Origin of the sequence: Streptomyces sp. NPDC048643, from assembly GCF_040650615.1 — a bacterium.
Lineage (GTDB): Bacteria > Actinomycetota > Actinomycetes > Streptomycetales > Streptomycetaceae > Streptomyces.
Genome location: NZ_JBEZHO010000003.1, coordinates 267052 through 283514, shown reverse-complemented (window position 1 = coordinate 283514; position 16463 = coordinate 267052). Strand labels below are relative to the sequence as shown.

At 71.6% G+C, this 16463-nt stretch carries 16 protein-coding genes; 9 read left to right on the top strand and 7 right to left on the bottom strand.

The features are described 5' to 3' along the window. Positions 1-87: 87 nt before the first annotated feature. The 3 genes from AB0C62_RS05090 (at position 88) to AB0C62_RS05080 (ending at position 3021) form a co-directional block, all read left to right on the top strand. Positions 88-1023, top strand: coding sequence for a cellulose-binding protein (locus AB0C62_RS05090; RefSeq protein ID WP_362969670.1), 936 nt, complete (start codon positions 88-90; stop codon positions 1021-1023). Between the two features lie 158 nt (positions 1024-1181). Continuing rightward, a complete protein-coding gene (locus AB0C62_RS05085; RefSeq protein ID WP_362969669.1) occupies positions 1182-2249 on the top strand; it encodes an ATP-binding cassette domain-containing protein in 1068 nt (355 codons plus the stop codon). A 1-nt stretch (position 2250) separates the two neighbouring features. Further along, positions 2251-3021 (top strand): ABC transporter permease, encoded by a 771-nt coding sequence (locus AB0C62_RS05080; RefSeq protein ID WP_362969668.1) that lies wholly within the window; start codon positions 2251-2253, stop codon positions 3019-3021. On the opposite strand, the gene AB0C62_RS05075 is transcribed toward AB0C62_RS05080, so the two are convergent. Further along, complete coding sequence (locus AB0C62_RS05075; protein ID WP_362969667.1) at positions 3002-3415, bottom strand: VOC family protein; 414 nt, start codon at positions 3413-3415, stop codon at positions 3002-3004. The genes AB0C62_RS05080 and AB0C62_RS05075 overlap by 20 nt on opposite strands. 93 nt (positions 3416-3508) lie before the next feature. Here AB0C62_RS05075 and AB0C62_RS05070 point away from each other — a divergent pair, with 93 nt between their 5' ends. After that, complete coding sequence (locus AB0C62_RS05070) at positions 3509-4546, top strand: WYL domain-containing protein (RefSeq protein WP_362969666.1); 1038 nt, start codon at positions 3509-3511, stop codon at positions 4544-4546. Positions 4547-4567: 21 nt separating this feature from the next. Here the strand turns inward: AB0C62_RS05070 and AB0C62_RS05065 are convergent, their stop codons facing one another. Beyond that, on the bottom strand, positions 4568-5557 hold the full coding sequence (locus tag AB0C62_RS05065) for a hypothetical protein (RefSeq protein WP_362969665.1): 990 nt from the start codon (positions 5555-5557) through the stop codon (positions 4568-4570). Between the two features lie 181 nt (positions 5558-5738). Here AB0C62_RS05065 and AB0C62_RS05060 point away from each other — a divergent pair, with 181 nt between their 5' ends. From AB0C62_RS05060 to AB0C62_RS05050, 3 genes are all read left to right on the top strand, one after another. Continuing rightward, positions 5739-6629, top strand: coding sequence for a hypothetical protein (locus AB0C62_RS05060; protein WP_362969664.1), 891 nt, complete (start codon positions 5739-5741; stop codon positions 6627-6629). A gap of 228 nt (positions 6630-6857) precedes the next feature. After that, a complete protein-coding gene (locus AB0C62_RS05055; RefSeq protein WP_362969663.1) occupies positions 6858-8126 on the top strand; it encodes an ABC transporter ATP-binding protein in 1269 nt (422 codons plus the stop codon). Between the two features lie 17 nt (positions 8127-8143). Continuing rightward, positions 8144-8965 (top strand): ABC transporter permease, encoded by an 822-nt coding sequence (locus tag AB0C62_RS05050; RefSeq protein WP_362969723.1) that lies wholly within the window; start codon positions 8144-8146, stop codon positions 8963-8965. A 31-nt stretch (positions 8966-8996) separates the two neighbouring features. On the opposite strand, the gene AB0C62_RS05045 is transcribed toward AB0C62_RS05050, so the two are convergent. After that, on the bottom strand, positions 8997-9329 hold the full coding sequence (locus AB0C62_RS05045) for an ATP/GTP-binding protein (RefSeq protein WP_362969662.1): 333 nt from the start codon (positions 9327-9329) through the stop codon (positions 8997-8999). A 222-nt stretch (positions 9330-9551) separates the two neighbouring features. Between AB0C62_RS05045 and AB0C62_RS05040 the strand changes: the two genes are divergently transcribed. After that, positions 9552-10580 (top strand): LLM class flavin-dependent oxidoreductase, encoded by a 1029-nt coding sequence (locus AB0C62_RS05040; protein ID WP_362969661.1) that lies wholly within the window; start codon positions 9552-9554, stop codon positions 10578-10580. Positions 10581-10684: 104 nt separating this feature from the next. Here the strand turns inward: AB0C62_RS05040 and AB0C62_RS05035 are convergent, their stop codons facing one another. Next, positions 10685-11077, bottom strand: coding sequence for an SCO5389 family protein (locus tag AB0C62_RS05035; RefSeq protein ID WP_266762851.1), 393 nt, complete (start codon positions 11075-11077; stop codon positions 10685-10687). A 351-nt stretch (positions 11078-11428) separates the two neighbouring features. Here AB0C62_RS05035 and nucS point away from each other — a divergent pair, with 351 nt between their 5' ends. Then, entirely contained in the window at positions 11429-12100 is a 672-nt protein-coding gene (gene nucS / locus AB0C62_RS05030; RefSeq protein WP_164371790.1) for an endonuclease NucS, read from the top strand. Between the two features lie 109 nt (positions 12101-12209). Here the strand turns inward: nucS and AB0C62_RS05025 are convergent, their stop codons facing one another. From AB0C62_RS05025 to AB0C62_RS05015, 3 genes are all read right to left on the bottom strand, one after another. Further along, entirely contained in the window at positions 12210-14735 is a 2526-nt protein-coding gene (locus AB0C62_RS05025) for an ATP-binding protein (protein ID WP_362969660.1), read from the bottom strand. A gap of 267 nt (positions 14736-15002) precedes the next feature. Beyond that, a complete protein-coding gene (locus tag AB0C62_RS05020; RefSeq protein ID WP_053753244.1) occupies positions 15003-15326 on the bottom strand; it encodes an STAS domain-containing protein in 324 nt (107 codons plus the stop codon). 216 nt (positions 15327-15542) lie between these two features. Next, the gene (locus tag AB0C62_RS05015; protein ID WP_362969659.1) at positions 15543-16391 is read right to left on the bottom strand and encodes a 3-hydroxyacyl-CoA dehydrogenase family protein; all 849 of its coding nucleotides are present in this window, start codon (positions 16389-16391) and stop codon (positions 15543-15545) included. Positions 16392-16463 lie beyond the last annotated feature (72 nt).

Here is a 16463-nt window from a genome sequence, read left to right as displayed (position 1 = left end):
ATCAAACACGTATCCGCTCGATGACACACCGCTTTGACCCCTAGGATTCCACCTATCACCTCACCGGTCTCATTCGACAGGAACCCCATGAGCGACACTTCCCCCTACGGCTTCGAGCTTGTGCGGCGTGGGTACGACCGCGCTCAGGTGGACGAACGCATTTCGAAGCTCGTCTCCGACCGTGACAGCGCTCTGGCCCGTATCACCGCCCTTGAAAAGCGCATCGAGGAGCTCCACCTCGAGACGCAGAACGCCCAGGCCCAGGTAAGCGACGCCGAGCCGTCGTACGCCGGTCTCGGCGCGCGTGTCGAGAAGATCCTCCGCCTCGCCGAGGAGGAGGCCAAGGACCTGCGCGAGGAGGCCCGTCGCGCGTCCGAGCAGCACCGCGAGCTCGCCGAGTCGGCGGCTCAGCAGGTGCGCAACGACGCAGAATCGTTCGCTGCGGACCGTAAGTCCAAGTCGGAGGACGAGGGCGTACGGATCGTCGAGAAGGCCAAGAGCGACGCCTCGCAGCTGCGTTCCGAGGCGCAGAAGGACGCGCAGTCCAAGCGTGAGGAGGCGGACGCCCTCTTCGAGGAGACCCGCGCCAAGGCCGCCCAGGCCGCCGCGGACTTCGAGACGAACCTCGCCAAGCGCCGTGAGCAGTCCGAGCGTGACCTGGCGTCGCGTCAGGCCAAGGCGGAGAAGCGTCTCGCGGAGATCGAGCACCGTGCGGAGCAGCTCCGTCTGGAGGCCGAGAAGCTGCGTACGGACGCCGAGCGTCGCGCCCGTCAGACGGTGGAGACGGCCCAGCGTCAGGCCGAGGACATCGTCGCCGACGCGAACGCGAAGGCCGACCGCATCCGTTCGGAGTCCGAGCGCGAGCTGGCCGCCCTGACCAACCGTCGCGACTCGATCAACGCGCAGCTCACGAACGTCCGCGAGATGCTCGCGACGCTCACGGGCGCCGCGGTGGCCGCAGCGACCACGCCGGCCGAGGACGAGCCGATCTCGCGTGGGGTTCCGGCGCAGCAGTCCCGGTAAGCACGCGGTACCGACACCGGTACGACACCAGGGCCCGCTCCCTCGTCGAGGGTGCGGGCCTTGTCGTACGGTCCGTCAGGTCGGTGCGGTGCGTGCGCCCCTCGGACGGACGCGGTTCTCGGGTGGCAGGCGCCGGGGGGCCGTCTTAGCGTGGCCGCATGATCGAGCTCGAGGGGCTGACCAAGCGGTACGGCGACAAGGTGGCGGTGAACAACCTGACCTTCGCCGTGAGACCCGGCATCGTGACCGGCTTCCTCGGCCCCAACGGCGCGGGCAAGTCCACGACGATGCGGATGATGCTGGGGCTCGACCGGCCCACCTCGGGCGACGTACGGATCGACGGGCAGCACTACGACCGGTTGAAGGACCCCCTGAAGTACATCGGGGCGCTGCTCGACGCGAAGGCCATGCACGGCGGCCGCAGTGCCTTCAACCACCTGCTGTGCCTAGCCCAGAGCAACGGCATCTCGACGGCTCGGGTCCACGAGGTCCTCGACACCGTCGGTCTCACCGGGGTCGCGAAGAAGAAGGCGAAGGGGTTCTCGCTGGGCATGGGCCAACGGCTCGGCATCGCGGGCGCGCTTCTCGGCGATCCGCGGATCCTGATGTTCGACGAGCCGGTCAACGGTCTCGACCCCGAGGGCATCCACTGGATCCGCAACCTGATGAAGTCCCTCGCCACCCAGGGCCGTACGGTCTTCGTCTCCTCCCACCTGATGAGCGAGATGGCGCTGACCGCCGACCACCTCGTCGTCATCGGCCAGGGCAGGCTCCTCGCCGACACCTCGATGGCCGACTTCATCCGGCAGAACTCGCGCTCCTTCGTACGGATCCGCACCCCGCAGCGGGAGCGGCTGCTCGACGTGCTGCACGACGCGGGCGTCACCGTCGTCGAGACCGGCGGCGGTCCCCTCGAAGTGGACGGCGGGGACCCGGAGCAGATCGGCGAGCTGGCCGCGGGGCACCAGATCGTGCTGCACGAGCTGAGCCCGCAGCAGGCGTCTCTGGAGGAGGCGTTCATGCAGCTGACGGCGGAGTCGGTGGAGTACCACGCGCACACCGACGCACCCGGACCGCAGCACCCGCTCGGACCGACCGGCGGGTTCGGCCCCCAGGACCCGCACGACCCGCAGGACCCGCGGGGCGTTCCGGGTCGGCCCGGTCCGCAGACGTCTCCGAGCCCGCCCCCGGCCCCGCAGTGGGGCAGCGACTGGAAGAAGGGCTGACATGGCCGCCACCCAGGTCCTCAGGTCCGAGTGGACCAAGATCCGGTCCGTGTCGTCCACCGTGTGGACGCTGAGTCTCGCGGCGATCGTCACGATCGCGCTGGGCATCCTCATCTCGCTGCTGTCGAAGAACGAGTTCGACAACATGAGCACGCGGGACCAGCTGTCCTTCGACCCGACCTTCATCAGCTTCGCGGGCATGACCCTCGGTCAGCTCGCGATCATCGTCTTCGGCGTGCTGGTGGTCGGCAACGAGTACAGCACCGGCATGATCCGCACCTCGCTCGCCGCGGTCCCGCAGCGCGGCACGTTCCTCTTCAGCAAGGTCGCGGTGGCCACCGTTCTCGCCCTCGCCGTCGGCATGGTCACCAGCTTCGTCACCTTCTTCCTCGGCCAGGCCGCCCTCGGCTCGCACAGGGCGGCGATCAGCGACCCGGGCGTGCTGCGCGCGGTGCTCGGCGGCGGGCTCTACTTCACGCTCATCGCCATGTTCTCCATGGGCATCGCGACGATGCTGCGCAGCCCGATGCTCTCGCTCGGCATCCTGATGCCGTTCTTCTTCCTGATCTCCAACATCCTGGGTGCGGTGTCGGCGACGAAGAAGGTCGGCCAGTACCTCCCCGACCAGGCCGGCAGCAGGATCCTGCGGGTGGTCACCCCGCTCGACGACGACACCCCCTACGGCCCCTGGGGCGGCCTCGGCATCATGGTGCTGTGGGTGGCGGTGGCGCTGCTCGGCGGATACGCGCTGCTCAAGAAGCGGGACGCGTAGAGCCGAACTTCTCGATCGCGGCCGGGGTGACCGGGGTGAAGAAGTTGACCAGGTTGCCGTCGGGGTCGCGGAACAGCAGCGAGCGGTTGCCCCACGGCAGGGTGGTGGGCTCGCTGACGAAGTCGGTGACGAAGCCCGTCAGGTTCGCGTACACCCGGTCCACGTCGTCGACGAGGAACTCGATGATCACGCTGTGGTTGTCGGCGGGGCGGGACGAGCCCGGCGCGAACAGCGGGACGGTGGCCGTGCCGGCGATGGCCAGGGTGGCACCGGGGGTCGCCAGTTCGGCGAAGTGCTCGGTCGACCAGGTCGCCGGCAGGCCGGTGACCCTCTCGTAGAACGCGACCAGGCGGGCGACGTCGTCGGTGACGACGCGGAGCGATACGAGGTTCATGGGGTACTCCCTGTGGATCGGTGTGCCGTGCCCTGCGCACGCTAGACCCGATACCGGACAGAATCGGTCCACTATCGGCGCTAGGCTCGGAGCATGTCCCGACCCACCGGCCGTGTGCTCACCCTCCTGGAGCTGCTCCAGTCGGGCGGCACCCGGACGATGGCCGAACTCGCGGAGCGGCTCGGCGTCGACGGACGGACCGTGCGGCGGTACGTGGACCACCTGATCGACCTGGACGTGCCGGTCGAGGCGGTGCGCGGCCGCTACGGCGGCTACCGGCTCGGCCCCGGCCACCGGCTGCCGCCGCTCATGCTCGGCGAGGACGAGGCGGTCGCCGTGCTGCTCGGTCTGGTCGCCGGCCGGCGCGCCGGGCTGACGACGGCCACCGCCACCGCGGGCGAGACCGCGGCGGCGAAGATCCGGCGGGTCCTGCCCCGCCACCTGGCCGCCCGCGTCGACGCGGTCCTGGAGTCCCTCGCCTTCACCGAGCCGGCCGGCGAGTTCACCGCCCCGGACGCGGGGATCCTGCTCACGCTGGCCGACGCGGTCCGCCACCGCCGGCCGGTGGCGATCCGGTACACCGACCGGGAGGGGCGGCGCGGCGACCGCACCCTGCACCCGCAGGGCGTCGTGGCGCACGCGGGCCGCTGGTACGTCACCGGCCGGGACCCCGGGATCGGTGAGGACCGCACCTTCCGGCTGGACCGTGTCACCGACGCGCGCCTCCTGCCCGGGTCGTTCGAGGTGATCGAGGGCCCCGATCCGGCGCAGCGGGTGCTGTCGGGGTTCGCCACGGCGGCGTACCGCCACGAGGTGACCCTGCGGATCCGCGGCACGGCCGAGCAGATCCGCGGCCGCCTCCCGGCGAGTGTCGCGAGCGTGACCGCCCTCGCGCGCACCGAGGCACCCCGGCCCGGCCAGGAGAGCACCGACGCCTCCGAACCCGATGAATCCGACGAACCCGACGGTCCGCCCTGGCTGCGGGTCGAGGTGCGGGCGGAGCGGCTCGACTGGCTGCCGCCGGTGCTCGCCGCGCTCGATCTGCCGTTCGTCGTCGAGCGTCCCGACGAGCTGCGCGAGCTGGTCGTGGCGCTGGCGGACCGGTTCGCGCGCCGCGCCCGCCGGGCCTGAAGGGCCGCCGGGACGCTGCTCCTACGCGGGCCCGGGCCCGTCGCCGTCGGACCGGGAACCGGTCAGGCCGTCGAACTCCGTCCAGCCCTCCCAGTGCCACACGTCCTTGTCGAGGTCCGGCTGGAGCGGTACGAACCGGCCGAGTTCGAAGTCGCCGCCCTCCAGGTCGAACCACCGCTCGTCGGCGACCTCGGTGCCGAGGCCGACCGTCCGCGCGGTCAGCCGGACGAGGAGCTTCACCCCGTGGGAGCCCTCCAGGTCCTTGCCCTGGATCCGCCGGAAGGGCAGCTCCCCCACCGGTGCCTCGACCGGTATCCACACGGTGAAGGGCGCCCCGCGTTCCACCGCGAGCCAGCTGCGCTCCTCGGCCGGTTCGCCCTGCGCGTCCAGCACCTTCAGCCACTGCTTGTAGATGACGAGGCTGCCGTCGTGCGGGGAGCGTTCGAGGTACCGCAGGTGCGCGCGGGCCCGCAGGTCGACGAGCGAGAGATTGTGGAAGCGGTTGTAGAACCGGACGGCGATGATCGCGTCGTCGCTGTTCGCGTTGTTGCGCGAGTAGCCCGGGAAGTCGGCGGTCCAGGCGTGCGAGATGCTGGCCCGCCGCCGCCAGACGAAGGGCCGCAGCGCGAACATCTTGATCAGGACGATGCCGAGCAGCACGGCGGGCACCAGCGCGCCGGTGACGGAGGCGACCGTGGCGAGCATCTGGTGCGCGGTGCTGTCCGGTTCGGGTTCGAGGTTGTCGGTGCCGACGCAGGCGCGCAGCACGGTGAGGCTGAGGTCGAGGAGCGCCTCCTCGTTCGAGAACCGGTCCGCCATGGAGCGCGGCGAGTGTTCGGTGAGCGTCCACGCCGTCGCGACGACCACGGAGAGCCCGGCCAGGGCGCCGAGTGTCATCAGGAGCAGTGCGTGGACGGTGCGGCCCGCGATCCACCAGCGAACGGACGTGCGGTAGCGCGGATGCGTGCGGGTGTCGGCGGACCGTCCAGGCCATCGCACCTCGCGTCCCATGAGTCTCAACTTGCTTCCCCCATAACCGACTTCGGGTCCCCTCGTACAATGGGGACGGCATGATTCCCGGTGCCGGTTCTGACCAACCCCGCTTCGTCGGGGAGACCGGGCCCCGTCCCGGGTAGACATCGCGTGAAAGGCTGTGCCCGTATTCGCGCGACCACCCCCGAAGGGCGTCACCGTGACGACGAAGGACCGAAGCCTTGAGGCGCTGGGCCTGGACGACGTGCCCGCGAAGAAACCCCTCACCTATCCCGGCCGGCCCACCACCGAGCCGTCGCTGCTGACCGGCGGTGAGCTGCTGCAGCTGGACGTGCGGCCGCTGCGGCTCGGCGAGTGGTGGGTGGAGGAGCGACAGGAGCAGCAGCGCCTCGACGAGGCCCTCGCCGATCTGGGGCAGGTCGGCACCGGCCGCCGGCACCCGGTGATCGCGGTCGGGTCGAACGCCTCCCCCGGGCAGGTCGCTCACAAGCTGACGCGGCTCGGCATCCCGGCGACGGTGCCGATGGTCCCGGTGCGGGTGCACGGCATCGGGGTGGGCTGCTCGGGGCACATCAGCCCGGCGGGCTACGTGGCGGGGACGCCGTACGTCGACCGGGCCGCCGAGACGACGCTGGTGGTGACCTGGCTGGACTCGACACAGCTCAAGGCGGTCGACGACACCGAGTTCCCGGACTACCGGCGGGCGATACTCCCGGGCGACGCGTTCGCGATGACGATGCCGTCCGGGGAGCGCCTCGGCGGTGCGTACATCTACTTCAGCGCGCACGGCGTGCTCGCCGACCCGGAGAGCGGGCGGCCCCGGCCGGGCGGCGGTGACCAGTCCGCGCTGCTCGCCTCCCTGCTCGCCGCCTCGGCGCGGCTGCGCGACCTGCTCGGTCCTGACCCGGCGGCCTGGGTGCGCGGTGCGGGCGCCGACCGGTCGCTGCGCGAGCGGGGCACGCTGATCTTCGGCGAGGAGGGCTGGGTGCTGCCGCAGACCGACTTCCTGCCGTACGTGGACGATTCGGCCGAGCTGCGGCTGTACGACGACCTGCCGCCGCTGGAGGACTCGCTGCCGCCGGGCCCCTGACAATCCGGCCACCGATCAGGAGGCGCCGGTTCCCTTTTCCGGGCCGACCAGGGGCGACGGGTACCTGACAGGACAGCCGTGCGAAATCGGCGTCCCTCCTGGATCTTTACCCTTCCGACCAGCACGGTTTTACTCTCTCTTGAGTGGAACCGTCGGGGCCCGGATATCCTCCTAAGCCTTACGGGGGCGTGCGCCCCGCCGTCCTGAACCTTTCGATGGGTGCGGAGCATGATCGAGGCAGTCGGCCTGACGAAGCGCTACGGCGCCAAGACGGCCGTGTACAACCTTTCCTTCCAGGTGCGGCCGGGCGCCGTCACCGGCTTCCTCGGGCCCAACGGCTCCGGCAAGTCGACGACGATGCGGATGATCCTCGGTCTCGACAACCCCAGCTCCGGGCAGGTGACGATCGGCGGCTTCCCCTACCGCAAGCTGCCCAACGCCCCCCGCCAGGTCGGCGCGCTCCTCGACGCCAAGGCCGTGCACGGTGGCCGGCACGCCCGCAACCACCTGCTGTGCCTGGCCCAGCTGTCCGGCATTCCGGCCCGCCGGGTGGACGAGGTGCTCGGCGTCGTCGGTCTGCAGGACGTGGCCAGGAAGCGCTCCAAGGGCTTCTCGCTCGGCATGGGCCAGCGCCTCGGCATCGCCGCCGCGCTCCTCGGCGACCCCCAGGTGCTGCTCTTCGACGAGCCGGTCAACGGTCTCGACCCCGAAGGCATCCTCTGGGTGCGCAACCTGATGAAGTCCCTCGCCGCGGAGGGCCGTACGGTCTTCGTCTCCTCGCACCTGATGAGCGAGATGGCGCTGACCGCCGACCACCTCATCGTGATCGGCCGCGGCCAGCTCCTCGCCGACTCGAACATCAAGGACTTCATCTCCCACAACTCGGCCGACTTCGCCCGGGTGCGCACGCCGGACACCGAGCCGCAGCAGCGCGAGAAGCTGACCGCCGCGCTGACCGAGGCCGGCGGCCAGGTGCTGCCCGAGCAGGACGGCGCGCTACGCATCACCGGTCTGCCGCTCGCCCGCATCAGCGGCCTGGCGCACTCCGCCGACGTCCGCCTGTGGGAGCTGTCGCCGCACCAGGCCTCGCTGGAGGAGGCGTACATGCGGATGACGCAGGGCGCCGTCGACTACCGCTCGACCATCGACCAGAAGGCCGGGCTCCAGCAGCAGCTCCCGCCCGGCGCCGTGCCGCAGCCGCAGCTGCCGGTGGCGGGCCAGGGCCAGCCCGGCTGGTACGCGCCGCCGCCGCCCCAGCACGGCGGGCAGCCGCCCTTCGCGATGCCCCAGGGGCAGCCGCAGGCCGGCCCGTACGCCGCTCCCGTCGCGCACGGCGCCCACGGCGCCCCCGGTGCGGGCCACGGTCCGTACGGCACCCCGGCCGCCCCCGGTGCCGCGGACGCCAACCCGTACGCCGCTCCGCAGGCCCCCGCGGCCGCCGCCGCACCGGCCCCCGCGCCCGCCGCCGACCTGACCAAGCCCGAGGACGCCCGATGAGCACGCCCCAGCCCCCGATGCCGCAGCAGACCGCCGCTGCCCCCGAATGGCACCCGGCGCCCGGCACGTACACCTCGCCGATCCCCGTCACCCGCACCCACCTCGGGCACGCGCTCAACTCCGAGTGGACGAAGATCAAGTCGGTGCGCTCCACGCTGTGGACGCTCGGCGTCTTCCTGCTGCTGGTGATCGGCATCGGCTTCCTGGTCGCCGCGCAGACCACCAACGAGGACTTCGGCGACGTGCCCTACACGATCCCGGCGTTCTTCGGCCTGATGCTCGGACAGATCTGCCTGATCACGCTGGGCGTGCTGGTCGTCTCGTCCGAGTACGGCACCGGCATGATCCGCACGACGTTCACGGCCTCGCCGCAGCGGCACCGGGTGCTCGCCGCGAAGCTGATCATCTTCTTCGCGGTGGCCTTCGTCGTCTCGGCCTTCGCGATCGGGCTGGTCGGCCTCGTCACCGAGGGCATGCACAGCGGACCGTCCCCGGTGCCGTGGGGCGGCACCGTCGTGATGGGCGCGCTGTACGTGTCGCTGCTCGGCGTCCTGGCGCTCGCGGTGGGCTCGATGCTGCGTCACTCGGCGGGCGCGATCACCACGATGCTCGGCGTCGTCCTGGTCCCCGCGATCATGCCGGCGTTCCTGATGATGTCCGAGAGCATGCGCACGCTCGGCGAGAAGATGCAGGAGTACAACGCCCCGAACGCCCTCGCCCGGATCTTCCAGATCGACCGGGAGAGCGGCCACGGCGGCGCGCAGCTCGGCCTGCTCGCCGGAGTGACGGCGGCCGCCATCGTCGGCGCCTTCGTCCTCCTGGACCGCCGGGACGTGTGACGCCCGGGGCCCCACAGGAACCTGAAGTCGCCTAGAACCTGGGCGCGTTACGGGACCGCTGCACCCGCGAGGTGCGGCGGTCCTTCGCGTTCCAGCAGGCCTTGTGCCAGTGCCGCCGCTCGTCGACGCCCGAGTGCTCCGGCCACGCCACCACGTGCGGCACCCCGGAGGGGATCAGCTGGTCGCAGCCGGGGCAGCGGTAGGTCTTGCCCTGCGCGCTCGCGCCCGCCACATGGCGCACGCTCCACTCCTCGCCCCGCCAGCTCTCCGTGGACTGCCAGCCGCCGTAACGGTCCGACGGGTCCGCCTCGGCGCTCGTGCCGGACGGGCCGGCGTCCTTCGGACGGTTGCGACGCGGGGACAAGGGACACCTCACGGAGCTATACAGGGAGCAGGGGCCACGTCCAGCCTACGCGGCGCACCCAGGGGTACGCGTACAGCGCGAACCCGCACAGATGCCCCATCGGACGGCCCATTTCCCAGACAATCCGCAAATCTCTCCGCCAGGCCGTGACTTCGGCACGTGTCAGGAGGTTATGCCGGGTGGGGGAGCTCCCTGTCGGAGCCGAGGAAGCAGGAAAGTTCGATGCACGTAGGAAGTTTTGTACTCGCAGCCCAGTTCCCGGGACAGGGCCAGGGAGAGGCCCTGCATCGCGCGGTGCGGTCGGCCGAGGTCGCCGAGGAGGCCGGTCTCGACGCGGTCTGGCTGGCCGAACACCACTTCGTGCCGTACGGGACGTGCCCGTCGGCGGTCACGCTCGCCGCGTATCTGCTGGGCCGCACCAGCCGCATCCGGATCGGCACCGCCGTCAGTGTGCTGCCCACCGTGCACCCCGTGGCGCTCGGCGAACAGGCCGCGCTGCTGCACCTGACGTCCGGCGGTCGGTTCTCGCTGGGTGTCGGCCGGGGCGGCCCCTGGGTCGACCTGGAGGTGTTCGGAGCGGGCCTGGAGGCGTACGAACAGGGGTTCCCGGAATCCCTCGATCTGCTGATGCGCTGGCTGCGCGAGCCGTCCGTGGCGAGCACCTCCGAGCGGTTCCCCTTCCGTGAAGTCCCCGTCGTCCCGCGCCCGTCGGAGGCGCTGTGCGAGACCGCGGGGCCCGAGGTCGTGGTGGCCTGCACCTCACCGGCGAGCGTGCGGCTCGCCGCCGAGCGCGGGCTGCCGATGCTTCTCGGCATGCACGTCGGGGACGAGGAGAAGGCCGAAATGGTCGGGCTGTGGCGCAAGCACGCGCGCACCGCCGGCCGCTCCGGGGACGAGATCCTCACGGCCGCCCATGTGTCCGCCGGCGTCTGCCAGATCGCCGACCGCCGTACGGACGCCGTGGAGACGCTCGTGAAGGCGATGCCGGGCTGGCTGAAGCAGGGACTGGACGCCCATGTGACGGTCGACGGCCGCGCCCGTTCGATGCGTGACCCGGTGGCGTACACCGAACTGCTCTGCGGGCTGCACCCGGTGGGCACACCACGCCTGTGCGCGGACCGGCTCGCGGCCACCTCGGAGCGGACCGGCATCTCGCGGTTCGCCCTCCTCGTCGAGGGCTCGGGCGACCTGGCGGCGACCGAGGAGAACGTGCGCCGGCTCGGGGCCGAGGTCCTCCCGAACCTCGGATGACCGGTCGCGGTCCGGCTCGACGGACCGGACGCGCGGTGGGCCTGCCGCCCCGGTACCAGAGCACCTCCTGCGGACGGAGCGGCAAGCCAAGCGGTGTCAGCGCGTCAGCAGTCCCTGAACTCCGGGGACTGGTTCAGCAGTTGACTGCGAACCGAGGTGAAGCGTGCCAGCGTGTCGTCCACCGAGTCGTCCAGCGGGAACACCGCCACCCGGTGGCAGTTCTGGAAGGCCAGCCGCACGCCGAAGTGCCGCTGCAGCGCGCCGCGTATCGCGTCACTCGCGAGCGCACGCAGCAGTTGGCCACGCGCCTGCTCGTCCGGCGGGGGCGTCTGGTTGTCGGCGAAGTTGCCGCCGTCGACCTTCAGCTGGGCCACCAGGGAGCTGATCATCTCCCACGCATAGGGCAGGGAGGTCCGGACGCAGTCGACGAATTCAGCTTCGTCGACCTCGCCTCGCTCGGCCTGTTGGAGTAGGGCCGGTGAGACGTCGAGCGACATGGGTTCTCCTCTCGCACCCCCAGACCTCGGGGGTTGCCGGACAGGGACGGGAAGTTCGCGATGTCAGACACGCTGAGTACACGCGTCACGACCTCCCGCTTATACGGTAAGCAACGCCAGGTGACGGCACCAGGAGAATGGGCACATAGCGAACCACCAGTAGGCCGACAATCAGCCACCCCCGAACGCGGAGGCTTCAGGATCAATGGGATGGTCCACCCGCGTCCGACCGGCCTGAACCCGACGACCGCGAGAACAAAAGGCGCGAAGCACGCGTTCCGGGTCGATCGGTGGTGCGAGTGGGGCGGGAGAATCGCGTGCACCACCGCGGGTCGAGTAGCGTTGCCGACCATGCGTCTCGTCATTGCCCGCTGTTCCGTGGACTACGCGGGCCGGCTCACGGCCCACCTCCCGTCGGCCCCGCGCCTCATCCTCGTGAAGGCGGACGGAAGCGTCTCGATCCACGCGGACGACCGGGCCTACAAGCCCCTCAACTGGATGTCTCCGCCCTGCACGCTGAAGGAGGGCTCCGGCGACGAGGAGGGCACCTGGACCGTCGTCAACAAGGCGGGCGAGAAGCTCATCATCACGATGGAGGAGGTCCTCCACGACTCCTCGCACGAACTCGGTGTGGACCCCGGCCTGATCAAGGACGGCGTGGAAGCGCACCTCCAGGAGCTGCTCGCCGACCGCATCGAGACGCTCGGTGAGGGCTACTCCCTCATCCGCCGCGAGTACATGACGGCCATCGGCCCGGTCGACATCCTGTGCCGGGACGCCGACGGCGCGACGGTCGCCGTGGAGATCAAGCGGCGCGGCGAGATCGACGGCGTGGAGCAACTCACGCGCTATCTGGAGCTGTTGAACCGCGACCCGCACCTCGCGCCGGTCCGCGGCATCTTCGCAGCCCAGGAGATCAAGCCGCAGGCCCGGGTCCTCGCCACCGACCGCGGCATCGGCTGCACGGTCCTGGACTACAACGCCCTGCGCGGCATCGAGGACGACAAGCTGCGCCTGTTCTGACCCGCACGCCGGCTCGCGGGCCACACGCCGCGCCCCGCCCGTACGCACGACGAGGGAGGGCCGGGTCCGTCACAGGACCCGGCCCTCCCTCATGTCGTACGGCCCGCGGTCAGATCACCGCGCCGCTGGGCGATCCCGCGGCGCCGCTCGCCGGTCCGCTGCTCTCCGGCACCCCGGCCGACGTGCTCGCGGGCGCGCCGCTCGTCACGGGGCCGCTCGCGGAGTCCGAGGTGGACGGCTCTGTCGACTCCGTCGCCGACGGAGAGGGCGAGCCACTGTCCGAAGGCGTCGGAGAGGTGCTGTCCGACGGCTTCGGGGAGGACGGCGGCTTGGGCGACTTCGTGGCCGACTTGGACGGGCTCGGCGACTTCGACGGCTTGCCCGAGGTGTGGGTGCCGGTCGGTTCGTCGGAGGGCCCGCCCGTGGCCGTGGCGGTGGGCGTCGGATCGTCCGTCGTGCCGTACGTCCCGTCGGGCCCGGGGTCGGTGGGCGCGGCCGGGGTGCCGGCGGTGGGACGGGAGTCGCCGGCCTTCTTCGCCTTGTCGGCGCCGAGGCTGTCGTCCTCGCTGCCCTGACTGGCCGACGGGTTGACGCCGACCTTCTCGGACGGGGTGTCGCTGTCGTGGTTCGAGGTCGCGCCGAGCGTGACCACGGTGCCGAGCACGGCGACGAGGAGCGCGCCGGCGCCCGCGGCGACCAGGTTGCGCCGGGTGCCGGTGACCAGGCGTCCGGCGACGCTCTGTCGCTTGTCCGCGGGGAAGCCCGGGTCGGCGGGGTGGGCGAGCACCGTCACGGTGCCGCCGGAGGTGTCGACGACCGTGGGGAACGGCGTCGGGACGCCCCCGGGCGGCGACATCGACTCCTCGTGCCGCGCGTCCGGCACCTCCTCCCCCGCGGTGGGTCCGCCGATGGCGTACGGGGTTCCGGAGCGGTCGGCGACCAGGGCGAGGGCGCGGCGGCCCGCCGTGGTGCCGCGCTTGTCGGCCAGGGCGCCGCGCAGGCCTATGGAGGCCTCCAGCTCGGCGCGGGCCCGGTCCAGCTGGCCGCCGCAGAGCGCGAGGACGCCCAACTCGTGGTGGAAGTAGGCCTGTTCTCCGACCTCGCCGGAGAGCCGGGAGGCCTCGGCGCCGGAGCGCAGGGCGCGTTCCCAGGCGCTCCAGTGCAGCCCGGCGGCGAAGGCGGGTCCGGCCGTGCGGGCCAGTCGGACGGCGGGGCTCTCGTCCTCGTCGTCGAGCGGCGCGGTGGTGCCGGGCACGAGACAGGTGAGCGCGGCGAGGACGGCGTCGGCCTCGGCGCAGACGCGCTCCGGGGTGACCGAGGGGTGTCCGGCCCACCAGGTGTAGTGCTGGGCGGCGGCGAGGGCCTGCTCGTCCAGGGTGTCCGTGTATCCGGAGGCCTCGAGCTGCGCCTGCACGCCGGCGGCGAGCCGGTAGCGGGAGCCGACCGGGGAGATCAGCGCGCACCCGGCGAGTTCGGCGAGCGCGGCGTCGGCGTGGGTGTCGCCCACGAGGGCGGGCAGGTGGGCCTGGTGGGGCACCTCGCCGCCGAGCGCGACGGCGAAGCGCAGTGTGGCGCGGGCCGACTCACTGAGCCGGGAGGCGAGCAGCGCGGCGGGTGCGGCGCCCTCGGCGAGGGAGGGCAGCGCCACGTCGTGGGCGTCGCCGGCCTCGAAGGGCGCGTCGTCCGGGACCTCCTGGAAGACGCCGTACTCGTCGAGGGCGTCCTCGCCGGCCTGGAGCCGGTCGCGCTGGCGCAGCAGGGCGCCGGCCTGCATGAAGCGCAGGGGCAGTCCCTCGGACTCGAACCAGAGGTCGCCCGCCCAGTTCGACTCCTCCTCGGTCAGGACGCGTCCGACGGAGCGTTCGAGGAGTTCGAGGCCGCCGCTGCGGTCGAGTCCGCCGAGGACGACCTCTTCGAGGAGGGCCTCGCCGGAGGGTGCCGGCACGTCGGGGGTGGCGGCGACGACGAACGCGCACTCGGGGGTGGCGTCGAGGAGTTCGTCGAGGGCGCTGCCGCCGATCTCGATGTCGTCGACGACGACCACGGCGCCGACGTCGCGGACGAGGAGCAGCAGTTCGTCGCGGTCGGGGCGGTGGAGCGGGGCGTCGTAGACGGCCGCGAAGAGGTCGTGGAGCAGGTCGGCCGCGGTGCGCCGGTGGCCGCAGAGGCGGACGACGCCGTCGGGGGCGAGGTCCGCGCAGTCGTCGGCGACGGCGTCGAGCAGCACGGTGCGGCCGGATCCGGAGGGTCCGGTGAGTCGTATGGAGCGGCCGCGGGCGAGGAGACGGACGAGCCGCTCGCGTTCCTCCTGGCGTTCCAGGAGGGGCAGCCGGGGCTGCGCGGGGCCGGGCGGCACGGGCGGCCGGGCCGCGCGGGCCAGTTCGGCGCGTGCGGCGGCGCCGTGCTTCACCGGCGGCTGCGGTCGCTCGTGCGGCGGGCAGTTCTCGATCTCGCTGCCGTCGACGGGGTTGACCGTGAGCAGGAAGTCGCCCGAGACGAGCTGGACCGTGCGGACGAGGGCGGGTGCGTGCTGGCCCAGGTCGGTGGCGAGCGGGTCGCGCGGCGGGCGCGGGCGAGGCGCCTGGCCGTCGTCGTCATGGCCGTACTCTTCGGGTCCCCGGTTGGTCGGGTCCATGTTCCAAGCCCCCCAAAAGCGTCGTGTGCCAAGCCCTCCCGGCCGTGCTGCACACCGCGCTGTCGCTTCTGGTCCGGTGCCCGCTCGTAGGGTTTCAGGCGGCGGGCAGCCGAACCCTAAACCTTCGCACAGTATCTACGAACAGGCGGGGTACCGCGCCGTCCGAACCGTCACAGCTTCGTGAGGATTGTGCACGGGATGCGTTTCCCACGCCGGTCAGGGCGCGGACGCGGTCGCTCACGCGGCGCGGTGAGGTGCTCGCCCGGGTCAGACGCGGGGCAGGGACTCGACCCCGATACCACCCTCGATCGCCAGGATCCGGTGCAGCCGGGTGGCCACCAGCAGGCGCTGCATCTGCGGTGGGACCCCGCGCAGCACGAGCCGTCTGCCGCACCGCCCGGCGCGTCGGTGGGCCCCCATGATGACACCGAGCCCGGTGGCGTCCCAGGAGTCCAGCTCGGACAGGTCCAGCACGAGGTCGCCGACTCCGTCGTCGACGGCCGTGTGCAGGACCGTGCGGGCGTCCGCCGCGCTGCGTACGTCGAGGCGGCCCCCGACGACCAGCTCGGCGTGGTCGCCCCTGATGTACATATGCGCTCCCCGAGAATGCGTCTCGTAACTCCGCGTGTGTCTGTTACCGCGTCTTCGCGTCTGTATGTTGTGCACCGTCTGACTGCCTGAGGGCCGCAGAGGTTGCCGTCTGTAAGCGAACCGATACCGAATTCACCTCATGGGGTGACACCCGAGAGGCGCGTGCGGTTTCGTGCCGAATGCGGCGACGGGGTCGTCCGTCGCCGCGGTGATCGTTCAGTGCTTGTAGAAGCCCTGCCCGCTCTTGCGCCCGATGTCACCGGCGTCAACCATCCGGCGCATCAGCTCGGGCGGCGCGAACTTCTCGTCCTGGGTCTCGGTGTAGATGTTGCCGGTGGCGTGCAGCAGGATGTCGACGCCCGTGAGGTCGGCGGTGGCGAGGGGTCCCATCGCGTGACCGAAGCCCAGCCGGCAGGCGAGGTCGATGTCCTCGGCGGTGGCCACGCCCGACTCGTACAGCTTGGTCGCCTCGACGACGAGGGCCGAGATGAGACGGGTGGTCACGAAGCCGGCGACGTCGCGGTTGACGACGATGCAGGTCTTGCCGACCGACTCGCTGAACTCCCGCGCGGTGGCCAGTGTTTCGTCGCTCGTCTTGTAGCCGCGGACCAGCTCGACGAGCTGCATCATCGGCACCGGCGAGAAGAAGTGCACGCCGACGACGCGCTCCGGGCGCTCGGTGGCCGCCGCGATCTTGGTGATCGGGATGGCGGAGGTGTTCGAGGCGAGCACGGTGTCGGGGCGCACGATCTTGTCGAGGGCGCGGAAGATCTCGTGCTTGACCTCGAGCTTCTCGAAGACGGCCTCGACGACGATGTCCGCGTCGGACGCCGCGTCCAGGTCGGTGGTCGCGGTGATGCGCGCGAGCGCCGCCTCGGCGTCGGCCGCCTCCAGCTTGCCCTTGCTCACGAACTTGTCGTACGAGGCTTTGATCCCGTCGAGGCCACGGCCGAGCGCCGCGTCGGTGACATCGCGCAGGACGACGTCCCAGCCCGCCTGCGCGGAGACCTGGGCGATGCCGGACCCCATGAGTCCGGCTCCGATGACGGCGAGCTTCCGTGCCACTCCGACTCCCTCAACACGCTGAATGAGTTGCTCTCCCGGCGGACCCTAGCGCCCGGGTGCGCCTGTGTGACC